Raw genomic sequence first — 15,565 nt, 5'->3', positions numbered from 1 at the left:
CAGGCGGCGGCGCCGAGTCCAGATTCGAGTCCGGCCCGCGGCGGCGCGCGATGTGCCGCCACCGCCCCCTCACACCGGCAAAGGACGCCATGACCCCGAAGTCTTCACCGCACCGCCTCGCGCGGCGCGCCCTGCTGCTGGCCTGCGCCGGCACGCTCGCCCTGGCCGCCACCGCGGCGGGCGCCCAGGCCGGCAACGACGAGGCCGCGCTGGCCGCGGCCATCGCCGGCCCGCAGCGCAGCGCCGCCAACAAGGCGCGCGACGCCTACCGCCACCCGCTGCAGACGCTGCGCTTCTTCGGCCTCGCGCCGGGCCAGACCGTGGTGGAGATCGCGCCCGGCGGCGGCTGGTACACGGAGATCCTGGCGCCGCTGCTGCGCGAGCGCGGCAAGCTCTACGCCGCGCACTACGACGCGGGCGCGGCCGGCGAGGAAAGCGCGAAGGCGCGCGCCAACTACGCGCAGAAGCTGGCGCGCGACCCGGCCAGCTACGGCAAGGTGGTGGTCGGCACGCTGCCACTGCGCCAGCCCGCCGATTTCGCCCCGCCCGGCAGCGCCGACCTCGTGCTGACCTTCCGCAACATCCACAACTGGATCCAGGACGGCCACCTGGACGACAGCCTGCGCGCCTTCTACGCGGTGCTCAAGCCGGGCGGCGTGCTCGGCGTGGAAGAACACCGCGCCACGCCGGGCACCTCGCTGGACCAGATGATCGCCACCGGCTACGTCACCGAGGACTACGTGATCGACCACGCGCGCGCGGCCGGCTTCGCGCTGGCCGGCCGCAGCGAGATCAACGCCAACCCGCGCGACGGCCACGACCACCCGGACGGCGTGTGGTCGCTGCCGCCCACGCTGCGCGGCGGCGAGCGCGACCGCGCCGCCTTCCTCGCCATCGGCGAGTCCGACCGCATGACGCTGAAGTTCGTCAAGCCGCCGGCGAGCCAGCCGTAGCCGCAGGCGCCGCGCGAACATGCCGGGACGCGGGCATCTGGACCGCGCCACCGGCTGCCCGTATATTCGGCAGGTTCCGCCGCGCCACGCGGCGCCCGCGCACGACAGACCACAACGGCAAACCCGGAGACCCCCATGCCCGCAAACAATCCCTTCAAGGCCGCGCTGTCGGCCGGCAAGCCGCAGATCGGCCTCTGGGTCTCGATGGCCTCGCCCTACCTGGCGGAAGTCTCGGCCACCGCCGGCTTCGACTGGCTGCTGATCGACGGCGAGCACGCGCCCAACGAGCTCGGCGGCATCCTGCACGCGCTCCAGGCCGTCGCGCCCTACCCGTCGCAGCCGGTGGTGCGCGCGGTGGCCGGCGAAGCGCCGCTGATCAAGCAGTTGCTGGACATCGGCGCCAGGAGCCTGCTGGTGCCGATGGTGGACACCGCCGCACAGGCCGCCGCGCTGGTGGCCGCCACGCGCTATCCGCCGCACGGCATCCGCGGCGTGGGCAGCGCGATTGCGCGCGCCTCGCGCTGGAACGCGCGCGCCGACTACCTGGCGGTGGCCGACGACGAAATCTGCCTGCTGGTGCAGGCCGAGACGGCGACGGCGCTGCAGAACCTGGAAGCGATCTGCGCGGTGGACGGCGTGGACGGCGTGTTCATCGGCCCGGCGGACCTGGCCGCGTCGATGGGCCACCGCGGCAACCCCGGCCACCCCGAGGTGCAGGCCGCCATCGAGGGCGCCATGCGCACCATCGTCGCCAGCGGCAAGGCGGCCGGCACGCTGACCTCCGACAACGGCCTCGCGCGCCGCTACCTGGAACTGGGCTGCACCTTCGTCGCCACCGGGGTGGACGTGCTGGTCTATGCCAACGCCGCGCGCAGGCTGGCCGCGGAATTCACCGGCGCCGCCGCGCCGGCCGGCGGGCCCTCGGCGGCGTACTGAAGCACTGCCACCGCCCTCGCGCCCGCGCCTAGGCCGGCTCGGGCAGCCGCAGCATGTTCCACGTCAGCCCGAGCTGCGCATCGGTCCTGAGCGACAGCAGCTGGCGCGACAGCCGCGCCAGATGGGCCTGCTCGGCCAGGTTCTTGCCGATCACGCCCTTCTCCCCGGCCGCGTTGGCGAGCACGCCTTCGAGGTCGCCGTACTGCCCCAGCAGCCGCGCGGCGGTCTTGGCGCCGATCTTCTCGACGCCGGGAATGTCGTCCGAGCTGTCCCCCAGCAGGGCCAGGTAGTCCGCCAGCTGGTGGCTGGCCACGCCGAACTTGTCCATCACGTAGGACTCGTCGAACCACGCGCGCTCGCCGTTCTTCGCGGTGGCGAAGTGGTTGCGCACCACGGCGCCGTCGGCGATCAGCTGGAGCACGTCCTTGTCGGTGCTCACCGGGATCGCCGCGCCGTCCTTGGCGGCGGTCCAGCGGTAATAGGCGGTGCCGATGATGTCGTCGGCCTCGAAGCCATCGATGGCGACGGTCTGCAGGCCCAGCACCTCGGTCAGCGTCAGGCGGAAATCCGGGATCACCTCGGCCAGCTCCGGGTCCATCGGCTTGCGGTGCTGGCGGTACGGCGGATAAAGCTCGTGGCGCCAGGTCTTGCCGCCGGTGTCGAACGCCGCCAGCGCATGCGTGGTGCGGCACTCGGCGAGCGCGCGCCGGAACGAGGCCAGCGCCGAGATCACCGCGCCCTCGACCTTGGCCGGGATGTCTTGCGCCGGGTTGGCCTCGTAGACGCGGCGCAGGATGTTCAGGCCGTCGATCAGCAGGAGTGTTTGCGTCATGGTGCGTGCGGTGCGACTTCTCGTCAGACCCTCTATTCTGACGTGCCGGGCCGCCGGCGCAACCGTGGCGCAACCGCGGCGCGGCGCCGGCGGCCGGCCGCGCGCGGCAAAGTGGGCAAGACGGCGGGCGCGAAAGGCAACGGCGGCGATGGCCGCGGCGCTTCAAGCGGCGCGATTGGCGAGAACCCGGGGTTGCGCGCGCGCCCCACTCCGTCTAGTCTGACCACATCCAACCCGCGCCCGGAAATGAACAACAATCACGACACCCGCCAGGCAGTACTCGACGCCCTGCAGAAAGCGGGCACCCCGATGGATGCATACCAGGTCGCCAAAGCCGCGGGCGTCAGCCCGATCCAGGCCGCGCGCACCCTGACCAAGCTCAGCGCCAAGGGCATCGTGCAGCCCCAGGACCCGCTGAGCGACGAAGCCGACCTGTCCGCGCGCTTCACGCTGGCACCGGCGCAGAAGGCGGACGGCAGCACCGGCTGACGACTTCCCGGGCCGTTCCGCGCGCCCATGCCTCCCGGCACGCCGCCGGGCCGCCGGCATTATTGCGCCGGCAGGAACGATGCGAAGCCCCGCCGGCGCCGCTCCGATCACGTCAGAGGATGGCCGTGAATACGGTTTTTCCCACTTCATAGCACGAAGATGCGCAAACTTGCGCGATCTTTCCACCACCCAGCCCCGTATCGAGCACCCGGCTCCCACCGACAATGGAAAAAGAAAATCCAATCAGGACTTTCCATTACGCATCAATCCGGGTATATTTCGTTTCGCGGGGTGGAGCAGTTGGCAGCTCGTCGGGCTCATAACCCGAAGGTCGCAGGTTCAAGTCCTGCCCCCGCAACCAGGATTCCAGCAAAGCCCGCACGGTTCACGCCGCGCGGGCTTTGTGCTTTCCGGCGGCCGCCGCGCGCCCGCGCATGCCCGGCCCGCCGGCCAGGCATGCGCGGGCGTGGCCGTTCAGACCGGCAGGCCCTTGGCCCGCAGCACGGCGTCGAAGCGCTCGCGGTCGGCGGTGCCGGTGCGGTTGGATTCGCGGATCTGCGCTTCCTTCTCCAGGTGGGCGCGGGTCCTGCGCAGTACGTCGGCCGCCTCGGCCGCCGGCACCGCGATCACGCCGTCGGCGTCGCCGATCACGAGGTCGCCCGGCATCACCACCAGCCCGGCGCACGACACCGGCACGTTGATCTCGCCCGGGCCGTCCTTGCTCGGGCCGCGGTGGGTGTGGCCCCTGGCGAAGATCGGCATGCCCTCCTCGGCCCACTCGCACAGGTCGCGCACGGCGCCGTCGATCACCAGGCCGCCGAGCTTGCGGGCCACGCAGGTGGTGCGCATCAGGCCGCCGACCAGCGCCTGCGTCACGTCGCCGCCGCCGTCGATGACCAGCACGTCGCCGGCCTCCACCATCATCAGCGCCTTGTGGATCATCAGGTTGTCGCCGGGCCGCACGCGCACCGTGACGGCCGGGCCGCACAGCACGGTATCGAGCCGCGCGTGGTACTGGCGCAGGCCGATGGCGCCCACGTTGCGGCTCATGGCGTCGCCCACGGCGGCCACCGGCATGTCGCGGAAGGCCGCCACGAGGTCGGCCGCGGGGCCGGCCGCGCGCGGGTTGATGCGGTAGCCGGCGGGCCACTGGACGGGTTGGGATTCGGTGCTCATGGGCGTCTCCAGGTTCGGTTTTCGGTTGGGCCGGGGCGGATCAGCGCAGCGCCTCGCAGGCCGCGCGCAGGCGGCGCATGCCTTCGCGCAGCTGCGCCTCGGAGGTGGCGAACGAGATGCGGAAGAACGGCGACATGCCATACGCGGCGCCCTGCAGCACGGCCAGGTTCTGCGACTCCAGCAGGTAGAGCACGAAATCGTTGTCGGTCTCGATGACCTTGCCCTCCGGCGTGCGCTTGCCGATCACGCCCGCGCACGACGGATAGACGTAGAACGCGCCTTCGGGCGAGTGGCAGGTGATGCCCGGCATGCTGGACAGCTCGGCCACCACCATGTCGCGCCGCGACTGGAAGATGCGCGTGCGCTCGGCGATGAAATCCTGCGGGCCGTTCAGCGCCTCGAGCGCGGCGGCCTGGCTGATCGAAGACGGGTTCGACGTGCTCTGCGACTGCAGCTTGACCATCGCCTTGACCAGCTCAGCCGGCGCGCCACCGTAGCCGATGCGCCAGCCGGTCATCGCATACGCCTTGGAGACGCCGTTGATGGTCAGCGTGCGCGCCTTCAGGGCCGGCTCGACCTCGGCGATGGTGCAGAACTTGCGGCCGTCGTAGAGGATGTGCTCGTAGATGTCGTCGGTCATCACCCACACGTGCGGATGGCGCATCAGCACCTCGGCCAGCGCCTTGAGCTCGGCATGGGTGTAGGCGGCGCCGCTGGGGTTGTTGGGCGCGTTGAGCACCAGCCAGCGCGTGCGCGGCGTGATGGCGCGCTCCAGGTCCTCCGGGCGCAGCTTGAAGCCGCTCTCGGGCGGGCACGGCACGAACACCGGCGTGCCGTCGGCCAGCAGCACGATGTCCGGGTACGACACCCAGTACGGCGCCGGGACGATGACCTCCACGCCCGTGTCCACCGTGCACATCAGCGCGTTGAAGATGATCTGCTTGCCGCCGGTGCCGACGATGATCTCGCTGGCGGCGTAGTCGAGGTTGTTGTCGCGGCGGAACTTGGCGGCGATGGCCGCCTTCAGCTCGGGCGTGCCGCCCACGTCGGTGTACTTGGTGCGCGAGGCGGCCATCGCGCGCGTGGCGGCTTCGCAGACATGCTGGGGCGTGTCGAAGTCGGGCTCGCCGGAGGTCAGGCCGACGATGTCGCGGCCGGCGGCGCGCAGTTCACGCGCGCGTTGTCCGGCCATCGAGCTCGGCGACGGTTTGATGCGGTTGAGGCGGGCGGCAATGAAAGTCATGATGCGGGCGGTTCCAGGTTGAGAGGGCGATCGAGGTTCGGGGTTCGGGGTTCGGGGCGGGCTCAGGCCAGCTTGCGGTGGTGGCGCAGGTACGGCACCAGCCCGCCGGCCGCGCGGATGGTCAGCACGATGTCTGGCACGGGCTCGCACGCGATGCGCCGCGCCGGCGCCGCGTGCGCTGCATGCGCCGGAGAGCCGACCAGCAGCTCGGCGCTGGCGCCGTCCAGGCGCAGCGCCAGGGCATCGCCTTCGGCAATGCCCGCGGTATCGGCGGTGATCAGCAGCAGGCCGTTGTTGATGGCGTTGCGCCAGTAGGTGCGCGCGAAGCTGCGCGCCACCACCACGCGGATGCCCGCGGCCAGCACCACCGTGACCGCGACTTCCATCGCGGAGCCGCAGCCGAAGTTGTGGCCGGCCACCAGGATGTCGCCATCGGCGACGCTGGCGGCGAAGGCCGGATCGAGGTCTTCCAGCAGGTAGCGGCGCAGCACCCGCGGATCGAGGCTGTCCTTCTTGCGGCTGGAGGCGATCAGGTAGTCGGTGTTGATGTCGTCGCCGAGCAGGCGCGCGCGGCCGTGGATGCGCTCGGCGCCGTCCGGCGACCGCCGCGATTGCTGCTGTTCTTGCTGCTGCTGTTGTTGCGCTATCTGCTGCATCGTCTGCTGCTCGGTTTGCTGCTCGGTTTGCTGCTGCGTTCACTGCATGGCTGGCATCGGGGGCCGCACCTGGGCCTCACGGCGCGAGGTCGCGCGGGTCCACCAGGTGGCCGGTGACGGCCGCGCCCGCGCACGCGCGCGGCGACGCCAGGAAGATCTCCGACTGCCGGTTGCCCATGCGCCCCTTGAAATTGCGGTTGGCGGTGGAGATCACGCGCATGCCGTCGGCGGGAATGCTGCCGCAGGTGCCGCAGCACGCGCCGCAGCCGGGCGGCTGGATCTGCGCGCCGAGCGCCTCGAACTCGGCCAGCATGCCGCTGCCCGCCAGCTCGGCGCGCACCGTCTCGGAGGCCGGCGTCACCACCAGCCGCACGCCGGGCGCCACACCGCCGCCGGCGCGCAGCACGTCCAGCGCCTCGCGGTAGTCCTTGCTGCGCCCGCCCGTGCAGGTGCCGAGGTAGACCATGTCGACGCGGGTCGCCGGCGCCTGGGCGAGGTCGATCACGCCGTCCACGCGGTGCGGCAGCGCCACCTGCGGGACGACGGCGCCGAGGTCGAAGTCGAGCGTGCCGGCATAGGCCGCGTCCGGGTCCGCCGCGGCCGGCTCGTAGGGCTCGCGCGCGCGGCCCGACAGCCAGGCCGCGGTGCGCGCGTCGAACGGAAACAGGCCCGCCTTGGCGCCCATCTCCACCGACATGTTGGCCAGCACGATGCGGTCGTCCATGTCGAGCGCGGCCACGCCGGGCCCGGCGAATTCCAGCGCCAGGTAGTTGGCGCCGCCCGCGCCGATGCGCCGCGCCATCGCCAGCGCGAGGTCCTTGGCCGAGGCATGGGCCGGCAGCGCGCCATGCAGACGGATGCGCAGCGAGCCCGGCACCTTCAGCCACAGCTGGTTGCATTGCAGGATGCCGGCCAGGTCGGAAGAGCCGATGCCCGAGCCGAAGGCGTTGAGCGCGCCGTAGCTCACGGCGTGCGAGTCGGCGCCCACCGCCAGCGTGCCCGGCAGCACCCGGCCGCGTTCCAGCATCAACTGGTGGCCGATGCCCTCGCCCGCTTCGAACAGGCCCACGCGGTGCGCCAGCGCATAGGCCCGCGCCACTTCCTGCAAGGCCAGCGCACGCGCGCCGGAGGTGGCGCCGTAGTGGTCCAGCGCGAACACCAGCCGCTCGGGCGCCGCCGGCGGCGGCAGCGGCTCGCCCTCGGGCTGCATCTGGCGGAAGTAGTCCAGCGCCATCGGGATCGAGCCGTCGGTGCCCATGACGGCATGCGGCGCGCAGATGGCGAGGTCGCCGGCGCGCACGTCGCGGCCGGCGGCGCGCGACAGCAGCTTCTCGGCCAGCGTGCGGCCCGGGGATTGGTCGGTGTTCGCCATCGTGTCGGTCGGGAGGAAGGGGCGGCGGCGCGGGGTCAGTTGAGCTTGATGTTGGCGGTCTTGACCACCTTGCCCCACTTCTCGTGCTCGGACTGGATCAGCCGCGCGAACGCCTCGGGCGGGCCGCCGACCGGCTCCACGCCCAGCTGCACCAGCTTCTCCCTGACCTCGTCGGTGGCCAGGATGCGGTCGATGGCGCGGTTGAGCTTGAGCACGATCGCGCGCGGGGTGCCGGCCGGCGCCACGATGCCGCACCACGACAGCGACTCGTAGCCCTTGAAGCCGGCCTCGTCCACGGTCGGCACGTTGGGCAGGCCGGGCAGGCGCTTGCGGCTGGTCACGGCCAGCGCGCGCAGCTTGCCCTGCTGCACGAAGCCGATGGAGGACGGCGCGTTGTCGAACAGCATCGTCACCTGTCCGCCCAGCAGGTCGGTCAGCGCGGCGGAACTGCCCTTGTAGGGCACGTGCAGGATGTCCACGCCCGACATCGCCTTGAACAGCTCGCCCGACAGGTGGGTGGAACTGCCCGGGCCCGACGAGGCGAAACTCAGCGTGCCCGGCTTGCTCTTGGCCAGCGCCACCAGCTCCGGCACGGTGGTGGCCGGCAGGCTCGGCGAGACCACCAGGATGTTGGCGTTCTGCGTGACGTAGCTCACCGGCACGAAATCCCGGGCTACGTCGTAGTTCATGCGGCTGTAGAGATGGTCGTTGATCGAGAGCACGCCGGTGGCGCCCATCAGCAGCGTGTAGCCGTCCGCGGGCGACTTGGCCACCAGCTCGGCGCCGATGTTGCCGCTGGCGCCGGCGCGGTTGTCCACCAGGAACGGCTGCTTGAACTGCTGCGCCAGCTTCTCGGCGACGATGCGCGCCACCACGTCGGTCGAGCCGCCCGGGGCGAACGGCACCACGATGCGCACCGCCTTGTTGGGATAAGCGTCGTCGGCGGCGCCGTCGGCCGCGGCGGCCAGGCATGGCAAACAGGCAAGCAGTACTGCGCTAAGGCGGATCAGGCGCTTCATCGGGGGTCCTTGGTGGGGGAAGAAGGTGTCGCTGTGCTGGCTTCGGGCTTTCTTGTCTTTTTGTCGTTCGCCACGCAGTACCGCCGCCGTGGATGAAGAACGATTCTAGGGACGCCGATTAATCCAGACAAACGAATTTATCTTGCCGATTTTTCTGAAAAGCTGAAAAATAGGCTGACGCGCCACCCCCGCGCCGCCACCTACGCTCCGGACCCCGCCCCATGCGCCACAACGTCACCCTCAAGCAACTGCGCTGCTTCCTCGCCGTGGCCGATACCGGCTCGTTCACCGCGGCGGCGCTGCGCCTGTGCATGACCCAGTCCGCGCTCACCGCCACCATCCAGCAGCTCGAAGAAGCGGTGGACCTGAAGATGTTCGACCGCACCACGCGGCGCGTGGCGCTGACCCAGCACGCCGAGCGCTTCCGCCCCGAGGCGGAGAGGGTCGTCAACGGCTTCGACAGCTCGGTCTACGACCTGATGGCGCTGGCGCAGGGCAACCGCGGCCACCTGCGCATCGGCGCGGCCACCTCGGTCATCAACCTGTTCCTGGTCAGCGCCATCCCGCGCTTTCGCGAGACCTACCCCGAGATCACCATCTCGCTGCGCAACCCCGCCGCGCGCCAGGCCGAGCGGCTGGTGCTCGAAGGCGAGGTGGACTTCGCCATCGACAGCAAGTACCAGGGCCACGAAGGCCTGCACTACACCCCGCTGCTGTCCGACTGCTACGGCGTGGCCTGCCACCGCGACCTGCCGCTCGCGCACCTGGGCCGGCCGCTGCGCTGGGCCGACCTGCCACCCGCGCAGTACATCGGCTTCAACGCCGACACCGGCATCGGCCACTTCCTGCGCAGCCACGCCACGCACTGGCCCGTGCTGGGCGGCGCGCACGACGAGGTGGAAAGCACGGGCGCGCTGTTCGCCATGCTCGGCACCGGCAAGCAATACTCGGTGCTGCCCGCGCTGGCCTACCAGGGCCACGCCTATCCGGGACTGGTCTTCCTCGAACTGCACGAGCCGCGCCTGTCGCGCGAGATCTGCGTGATCACCCGGCCGCTGCGCTCGCTGTCGCCGAGCGCGCAGCGCCTGCTCGGCGTGCTGCTCGACGACATCCGCCGCCAGCCGCTGCCGCCCGGCGTGACGCTGGCGGCGCCGGTGGCGCAGGAGTGAGGTGATTGCCGGCCGACTGCGCGCATGTCGCCACATGCATTTCCGCACGGGCGCTAGCAATCGCCCTCATCGCAGAGTCCATACATGCCGGCAAATGGATCGTGCCATTTATATTTCCCGTAGAACAGGCTAACCACATCACCGGTATCCCAGAACAGGGTCGCCGCGCCTCCCGAGGATAGCTTCCACGTTCCACGCGTGTTGTCGCTGAAGGCAACCGTTCCTTTTGCATGGCACGGCGAGTAGCGATCATGCGCGCCCAGCTTCGCCGGGACAGGATAAGCCCTGGAAAAATACTGGCGCACCTGTGCCGCTGTCGGCCGGAATGCTCTGCACCCCCCGGACGGCGGGTCATCCTGTATGTCGCTCGCCCCGGCTAGTTCGACCGAGACATTTTTTACCGTCCGAGAAAAGGCCGATGGTGGCATACAAGCCAGATAAACAAGAACAGCCCAGGTCAAATATTTCAACGATCCCATTTTGCTGTCCTTGCCTCCGATTTCACTTTGTATGAAAGATCCGGATGCCGATAAACTTCCTGCATAGAAGTACCCAGCGTCTCGGATAACTCCCTGACCAACCATTCCAGAGATGCATTCTGCTGACTTGTCACTGGCTCATAGATTGCATCCTCGCCTTCGCCGGATATTGCTTTTCCAACCAGTTCGATGCCAACAGAATCGAAATTGGATGGGTATCTTTCTGGAAATTTCTTTTTGTGCTCTCGTCTCGACAGCTTCTTGTACTTGTTTCGCATTGAATATGCGGTCTTGAACTCCTCTGGCGAACAAGCCTTCGTGGCGACGCACCGGGACTTCAATTTCCCAACGTGACTGGTACCCCTGAGTAGTGAAGCCGTCTGATAGATAACACCACTTTTGTCGATCAGGAAATGGGCTCCATTGGCACCCGCTTCCTTATAGCTTTCAAACGCACTATTCGCTGTAGACCCTCCGGTTTGATGGACGACAATGCCATTGACCTTCTCCATTGGCCCGTTCTCGATTGCCGGAAAGATCTTCACGATGACGCGCTCCGCGTCCACATGGCCCTGCTTCGATATGAACAGCATGAAGTCTCCTATTCCATGATTCCTTCTATGTTGATCCGATCTGCGTCGTGAACGCTGCCTCATGCGCGATCCCGACGGCCAAACCTATCAAACATCAGAAATTGGATATATTGGACCCGTCTGATTTTCAATCGCGGCTTGCTTTTGCCATTCCCACGCGGTGAAACCGCTGCGACAAAATCGAAGATGCCGGTCCGCTGTTCGCGATAGCGCGCGGAACAGGCCAATCTCCGCCGCGCGCGCCGCCTGCAGCCGCGCGGGGATTGGCCTACCATGCAACCCTCACCAACCACCGATCACCAAGGAGCGGCAAGATGGATTACGTGCGGTTTGGCTCGACAGGACTGAAGGTTTCGCGGCTGTGCCTGGGTTGCATGACCTACGGCGTGCCCGAGCGCGGCAACCACCCGTGGACGCTGGGCGAGGAAGCCAGCCGTCCGCTGCTCCGCCAGGCGCTGGACGCCGGCATCAATTTCTTCGACACCGCCAACGTCTACTCGGACGGCACCTCGGAGGAAATCGTCGGGCGCGCGCTCAAGGATTTCGCGCACCGCGACGACGTGGTGATCGCCACCAAGGTGCACGGACGCATGCGGCCCGGCCCCAACGGCGCGGGGCTGTCGCGCCGGGCCATCCTGGCGGAGATCGACCACAGCCTGCGCCGGCTCGGCACCGACTACGTGGACCTGTACCAGATCCACCGCTGGGACCCGGCCACGCCGATCGAGGAAACGCTGGAGGCGCTGCACGACGTGGTCAAGGCCGGCAAGGCGCGCTATATCGGCGCCTCGTCGATGTTCGCGTGGCAGTTCTCGCGCGCCATCCACACCTCGCGCCAGCGCGGCTGGACGCAGTTCGCCAGCATGCAGGACCACGTGAACCTGCTCAACCGGGAAGAGGAGCGCGAGATGCTGCCGCTGTGCGCGGCCGAGGGCATCGCGGTGATGCCGTGGAGCCCGCTGGCGCGCGGCCGGCTGACGCGGCCGTGGCATGCCGGCAGCGCGCGCGAGGCCAGCGACGAGTTCGGCAAGACGCTGTACCGCGGCGCCGAGGATGCGGACCGCGCCGTGGTGGAGCAGGTGCACGCCATCGCGCGGGCGCGCGGCGTGCCGGCGGCGCAGGTCGCGCTGGCGTGGCTGCTGCAGAAGCCGGGCATCACCTCGCCCATCGTGGGCGCGTCCAAGCCGCATCATCTCGAAGACGCCGTGGCCGCGCTGTCGCTCGGGCTGAGCGCCGAGGAAATCCAGGCGCTGGAAGCGCCCTACGTGCCGCACGAGCCGGTCGGGTTCTAGCCCCGGAGCAGCCCGCGGCGGCAGATCAAGGCATCAGGGCTTGCCGGCCGCCGCCGGCTCGCGCGCGACCAGCCGCAGCCCGCTGGCGATGCTGGCCACGCCGGCGAAGCCCGCGCCCAGCGCCAGCGCCAGCGTCGGCCCGTGGTGCCCGGCGATGCTGAAGCACAGCGCCACCAGCGCGGCGCCGGTGGCCTGGCCCAGCAGGCGCACGGTGGCGATGGTGCCGCTGGCGCCGCCGGCGCGCTCGCGCGGCGCGCTGGACATCAGCGCCTTGAGGTTGGGCGACTGGAAGAAGCCGAAGCCGGCACCGCAGATCGCCATGCGGATGCCGATGTCGAGCGCGCTCGGTTGCGCCGGCATCAGCGCCAGCGAGGCCATGCCCGCGCTCAGCACCGCCAGCCCCACGCCGCCCAGCAGGCCCGGCGGATAGCGGTCCGACAGCCGCCCGGCGATGGGCGCCATCAGCGCCACCACCGCCGACCACGGCGTCATCAGGAAGCCGGTCTCGATCGGGCTGCGCCCCAGCACGCTCTCGAAGAAGAACGGCAGCGACACGAAGGCCAGGCCCTGCGCGGCGAACGAGCACACCGCGGTCATCGCCGACAGCGCGAACATCGGCCGCTTCATCAGGTCCACCGGCAGCATCGGCGCGGGATGGCCGCGCTCGCGGCGCAGCAGCAGCACGAAGGCCACCGCGAACACCGCCAGCGCCGTGAGCGACTGCGCCGCCGGCGCGCGCTGCGCGCCCTCGCCCAGCGCGAAGATCAGCGAGGCGAAGGTAAGCACGTTGAGCCCGGCCGCCACGCGGTCGAAGCGGTGCGTGCTGCGCGCGGTCTGTGGCAGCGTGGGCCACGCCGCGGCCAGCGCGAGCAGGCCGATCGGCAGGTTGACGGCGAACAGCCAGGGCCACGGCCCCAGCGAGAGGATCAGCGACGCCACCGTGGGCCCGACCGCGAACGACACGCCCACCACCAGCGCGTTCAGCCCCACGCCGCGCCCGAGCCGGTGCGGCGGGAAGATCGCGCTGACCAGCGCCGCGTTCACGCTCATGATGGCGCTCGCGCCCACGCCCTGCAGCAGGCGCGCGGCCGCCAGCGAGGGCAGCGACCACGACAGCGCGCACACCACCGAGGACACGATGAACAGCATCAGCCCGCCCAGGTAGACGCGCCGGTGCCCGATGATGCCGCCCAGCGCCGCGAACGGCAGCACCGTGGCGACCATCGCCAGCTGGTAGGCATTGATGATCCAGACGGAGGCCGCCGGCGTGGCGTGCAGGTCGGCCGCGATGGCCGGCAGCGCAGTGTTGGCGATCGCCGTGTCCAGCGTGGCGAGCGATACCGCCAGCAGCATGGCGGCCATGCCGCGGCGTTCGATGGATGTCATGGGCGCGTCTGCGGCGCGCGCTGCCAGGTTGGAGTCCGCTGTGTTCGACACTGTCTTTACCGGTAACCGCTTCGGGCGTGCCGCGCGTGCGTCGCGTGCCATGCGCCCGCCATGTCTGATACATGGACCGCGGCTCGGCGCTGGGGGCCGGCCGAAAGCCGCGGCAAGCCGACACGATAAGGGAAAACGCGAATATCTGCTGGCTTGCCGGCCGCGCCGGCGCCGCGAGGCGGTCCGCGCGGCCCCGGCGCGCGCGCCGGCCGGCCCGGGAACCCGCGCTTCGCCCGCGGCCCCGCGCCGCGGAGCCAGTCCGTCGCCACGCCCGGCGGGAGCAGCGCGAGCCGCACCGGCCATCCGGCGCCGCCTGGGATTTTCCCTTGGTTTGCGGCCGCAAGCGCAGTCCCCTGCCTTTTCCGGCCCGCGCCGCGCCGCGCGCGCTTCGCCGGTGCCACCTTTGTCTGCTAATGTCTGACCCGCAGGAAAACCGGGGGAGGAGAGACCGCCGGTCCCGCGCCGCCCGGGCCGGCCAAGCACCGGCCCCTGGCCTGCGGCAATGCCCAAAGACAGGAGACAAGACAATGCGGCCCAAGGCTCTAGAACCGACCGAATCCGTGCTGCTCGCCCTCATGGCGAGCGTGCGCGAATGGCAGCGCGCGCTCGACCAGACCCTTTCGGAGGTCGGCCTCGACTATCCCGGCTGGCTGCTGCTGCGCGCCATCCGCCAGGAGGAGTTCGTGCGCCACGCACCCTATGCCGGCCTGATGCCGATCCCGGTGGCGCAGTCCGAGTCCATGCTCGGCCCGCTGCAGGCGGAAGGCTGGATCGCGCTCGACGCGGCCGGCACGCCCTTCATCCCCGACACGGCGCTGCCGCGCATCGACCGCGTGTACAGCGCGCTGAAGGCGCTGCACTCGGTTTCGCTGGCGCCGTTCAGCAGCGAGGAGCGCGCCGTGCTCACCGCGTCGCTGCTGCGCATGAAGGCCACCCTGCACGACCACTGCGTGCGCCGCGGCCGCCAGGCCGTGCGCCAGGTCGAGATGCAGTTCTGACCGCGGCGGGAAATACGATGACGGCTGGAGGATCGGCGCGACAGGATCCGCGCGGCAGCGTGACCGGCGTGACCGGCGTGCGGAACGATGTCCGCGTGGCGCGAAATGGCGGCCCAGGTGATCCGGCAACCGCGCCGGCAGCGAACGGCACCGTCGGCGAGGTGGCGGCACCAGCCGCCACGCCCGCGAAAACCGTGAAAACGGCCGGCCCGAAGACCCGGAAACCGGATCGGGCAGGCCGTCGCGGCGGCGGCGGGAATGCCCCGCCGGCGGCGCCGCGCTCAGGCACACTCAGGCGCGCCGCATCCGGCCTTCCTCAGGCCTTCTTCACCCATGCGCTGCACCAGCCCTTGCTGGCGACCTGCTTGCCGGCGAACAGCGGGCAGGCGCCGCTGGCGTCGGTCGCCTTGCCCTGGAACAACTGGCAGTTGCCGCAGTGCTGGGTGGCGTCGTGCTTGGGATACTTGGCCTTGTCGACCTTGCTGGAGTCGGCCTTGTAGCCGAGCCCGACCGCTTGCGGGTCCTTCTCGTCCACCAGCGGCCCGCTGCCCTGCGCGCGCGCGGGGAGGGACAGCACCAGCGCACCGGCGGCGACGATCGGGATGCCTTTCAAGAAATGACGGCGTGATGACATCTTTTAATCCTTTTTTCTGTGGGGGAACAACCTGGGCAGACCACGCGCGCAAGACGCGGCAAGGCCGGCAGCCATCGGCGCGCCATGCGGCACGCCCGATACCGGCTCGGCCGCGCGGCAGGCCGCCGCGGGCGCCAGACACACCCGCCACGGACCCACGCCGGCGCCTGAAGCCGGTACCCGATAGATTCTAGGCCAACGCGGCCGCGCGGCGCCGCGCGCGTGATGCGCGCGGCGGCCGCGCTTGACGCAGGGCAACATAACGCCGGGAAACCGCACGCCGGCGG

At 70.1% G+C, this 15,565-nt stretch carries 16 protein-coding genes and 1 tRNA gene; 7 read left to right on the top strand and 10 right to left on the bottom strand.

Annotation, left to right across the window (positions count from 1 at the left end; all coding sequences use genetic code 11):
* Positions 1 to 89 precede the first annotated feature (89 nt).
* Both AC3WXD_RS17790 and hpaI read left to right on the top strand, forming a co-directional pair.
* Positions 90 to 953, top strand: coding sequence for a class I SAM-dependent methyltransferase (locus AC3WXD_RS17790; protein WP_020201938.1), 864 nt, complete (start codon positions 90 to 92; stop codon positions 951 to 953).
* A 135-nt stretch (positions 954 to 1,088) separates the two neighbouring features.
* Positions 1,089 to 1,889, top strand: coding sequence for a 4-hydroxy-2-oxoheptanedioate aldolase (gene hpaI, locus AC3WXD_RS17785; RefSeq protein ID WP_454733661.1), 801 nt, complete (start codon positions 1,089 to 1,091; stop codon positions 1,887 to 1,889).
* A 28-nt stretch (positions 1,890 to 1,917) separates the two neighbouring features.
* On the opposite strand, the gene AC3WXD_RS17780 is transcribed toward hpaI, so the two are convergent.
* Positions 1,918 to 2,721, bottom strand: coding sequence for a 5'-3' exonuclease (locus tag AC3WXD_RS17780; RefSeq protein WP_020201940.1), 804 nt, complete (start codon positions 2,719 to 2,721; stop codon positions 1,918 to 1,920).
* 246 nt (positions 2,722 to 2,967) lie between these two features.
* Between AC3WXD_RS17780 and AC3WXD_RS17775 the strand changes: the two genes are divergently transcribed.
* Together AC3WXD_RS17775 and AC3WXD_RS17770 are read left to right on the top strand one after the other, a co-directional pair.
* Positions 2,968 to 3,210: a hypothetical protein gene (locus tag AC3WXD_RS17775; RefSeq protein WP_020201941.1), complete on the top strand. Its 243-nt coding sequence runs from the start codon at positions 2,968 to 2,970 to the stop codon at positions 3,208 to 3,210.
* Between the two features lie 285 nt (positions 3,211 to 3,495).
* A tRNA-Met gene (locus tag AC3WXD_RS17770) sits at positions 3,496 to 3,571 on the top strand.
* A 113-nt stretch (positions 3,572 to 3,684) separates the two neighbouring features.
* Here the strand turns inward: AC3WXD_RS17770 and AC3WXD_RS17765 are convergent.
* The 5 genes from AC3WXD_RS17765 to AC3WXD_RS17745 form a co-directional block, all read right to left on the bottom strand.
* A complete protein-coding gene (locus tag AC3WXD_RS17765) occupies positions 3,685 to 4,386 on the bottom strand; it encodes an RraA family protein (RefSeq protein WP_454733662.1) in 702 nt (233 codons plus the stop codon).
* Between the two features lie 40 nt (positions 4,387 to 4,426).
* Entirely contained in the window at positions 4,427 to 5,629 is a 1,203-nt protein-coding gene (locus AC3WXD_RS17760; protein ID WP_492324315.1) for an aspartate transaminase, read from the bottom strand.
* Between the two features lie 62 nt (positions 5,630 to 5,691).
* Entirely contained in the window at positions 5,692 to 6,285 is a 594-nt protein-coding gene (locus AC3WXD_RS17755) for a LeuD/DmdB family oxidoreductase small subunit (RefSeq protein ID WP_082079573.1), read from the bottom strand.
* 76 nt (positions 6,286 to 6,361) lie between these two features.
* A complete protein-coding gene (locus AC3WXD_RS17750) occupies positions 6,362 to 7,657 on the bottom strand; it encodes a 3-isopropylmalate dehydratase large subunit (protein ID WP_492324314.1) in 1,296 nt (431 codons plus the stop codon).
* Positions 7,658 to 7,692: 35 nt separating this feature from the next.
* The gene (locus AC3WXD_RS17745) at positions 7,693 to 8,676 is read right to left on the bottom strand and encodes a Bug family tripartite tricarboxylate transporter substrate binding protein (protein ID WP_029043374.1); all 984 of its coding nucleotides are present in this window, start codon (positions 8,674 to 8,676) and stop codon (positions 7,693 to 7,695) included.
* Positions 8,677 to 8,897: 221 nt separating this feature from the next.
* Here AC3WXD_RS17745 and AC3WXD_RS17740 point away from each other — a divergent pair, with 221 nt between their 5' ends.
* A complete protein-coding gene (locus AC3WXD_RS17740; protein WP_492324313.1) occupies positions 8,898 to 9,845 on the top strand; it encodes a LysR family transcriptional regulator in 948 nt (315 codons plus the stop codon).
* 53 nt (positions 9,846 to 9,898) lie between these two features.
* On the opposite strand, the gene AC3WXD_RS17735 is transcribed toward AC3WXD_RS17740, so the two are convergent.
* Both AC3WXD_RS17735 and AC3WXD_RS17730 read right to left on the bottom strand, forming a co-directional pair.
* A complete protein-coding gene (locus tag AC3WXD_RS17735; RefSeq protein WP_155888003.1) occupies positions 9,899 to 10,324 on the bottom strand; it encodes a hypothetical protein in 426 nt (141 codons plus the stop codon).
* Positions 10,312 to 10,917: a peptidoglycan recognition protein family protein gene (locus AC3WXD_RS17730; RefSeq protein WP_082079571.1), complete on the bottom strand. Its 606-nt coding sequence runs from the start codon at positions 10,915 to 10,917 to the stop codon at positions 10,312 to 10,314. The genes AC3WXD_RS17735 and AC3WXD_RS17730 overlap by 13 nt, the downstream gene beginning before the upstream one ends.
* A gap of 314 nt (positions 10,918 to 11,231) precedes the next feature.
* On the opposite strand from AC3WXD_RS17730, the gene AC3WXD_RS17725 reads away from it, so the two are divergent.
* Positions 11,232 to 12,209, top strand: a complete 978-nt coding sequence (locus AC3WXD_RS17725; protein WP_029043375.1) for an aldo/keto reductase — start codon at positions 11,232 to 11,234, stop codon at positions 12,207 to 12,209.
* A 33-nt stretch (positions 12,210 to 12,242) separates the two neighbouring features.
* Here AC3WXD_RS17725 and AC3WXD_RS17720 read toward each other — a convergent pair whose 3' ends face one another.
* A complete protein-coding gene (locus AC3WXD_RS17720) occupies positions 12,243 to 13,595 on the bottom strand; it encodes an MFS transporter (protein WP_454733668.1) in 1,353 nt (450 codons plus the stop codon).
* 578 nt (positions 13,596 to 14,173) lie between these two features.
* On the opposite strand from AC3WXD_RS17720, the gene AC3WXD_RS17715 reads away from it, so the two are divergent.
* Positions 14,174 to 14,644 (top strand): hypothetical protein, encoded by a 471-nt coding sequence (locus AC3WXD_RS17715; protein WP_059412456.1) that lies wholly within the window; start codon positions 14,174 to 14,176, stop codon positions 14,642 to 14,644.
* A gap of 316 nt (positions 14,645 to 14,960) precedes the next feature.
* Here AC3WXD_RS17715 and AC3WXD_RS17710 read toward each other — a convergent pair whose 3' ends face one another.
* Positions 14,961 to 15,278, bottom strand: coding sequence for a high-potential iron-sulfur protein (locus tag AC3WXD_RS17710; protein WP_029043453.1), 318 nt, complete (start codon positions 15,276 to 15,278; stop codon positions 14,961 to 14,963).
* Between the last annotated feature and the right edge of the window lie 287 nt (positions 15,279 to 15,565).

The organism is Cupriavidus sp. FW216-B1, from assembly GCF_058789195.1.
The sequence above is the reverse complement of the archived record's forward strand: the minus strand, read 5'-3'. Positions and strand labels throughout refer to the sequence as shown.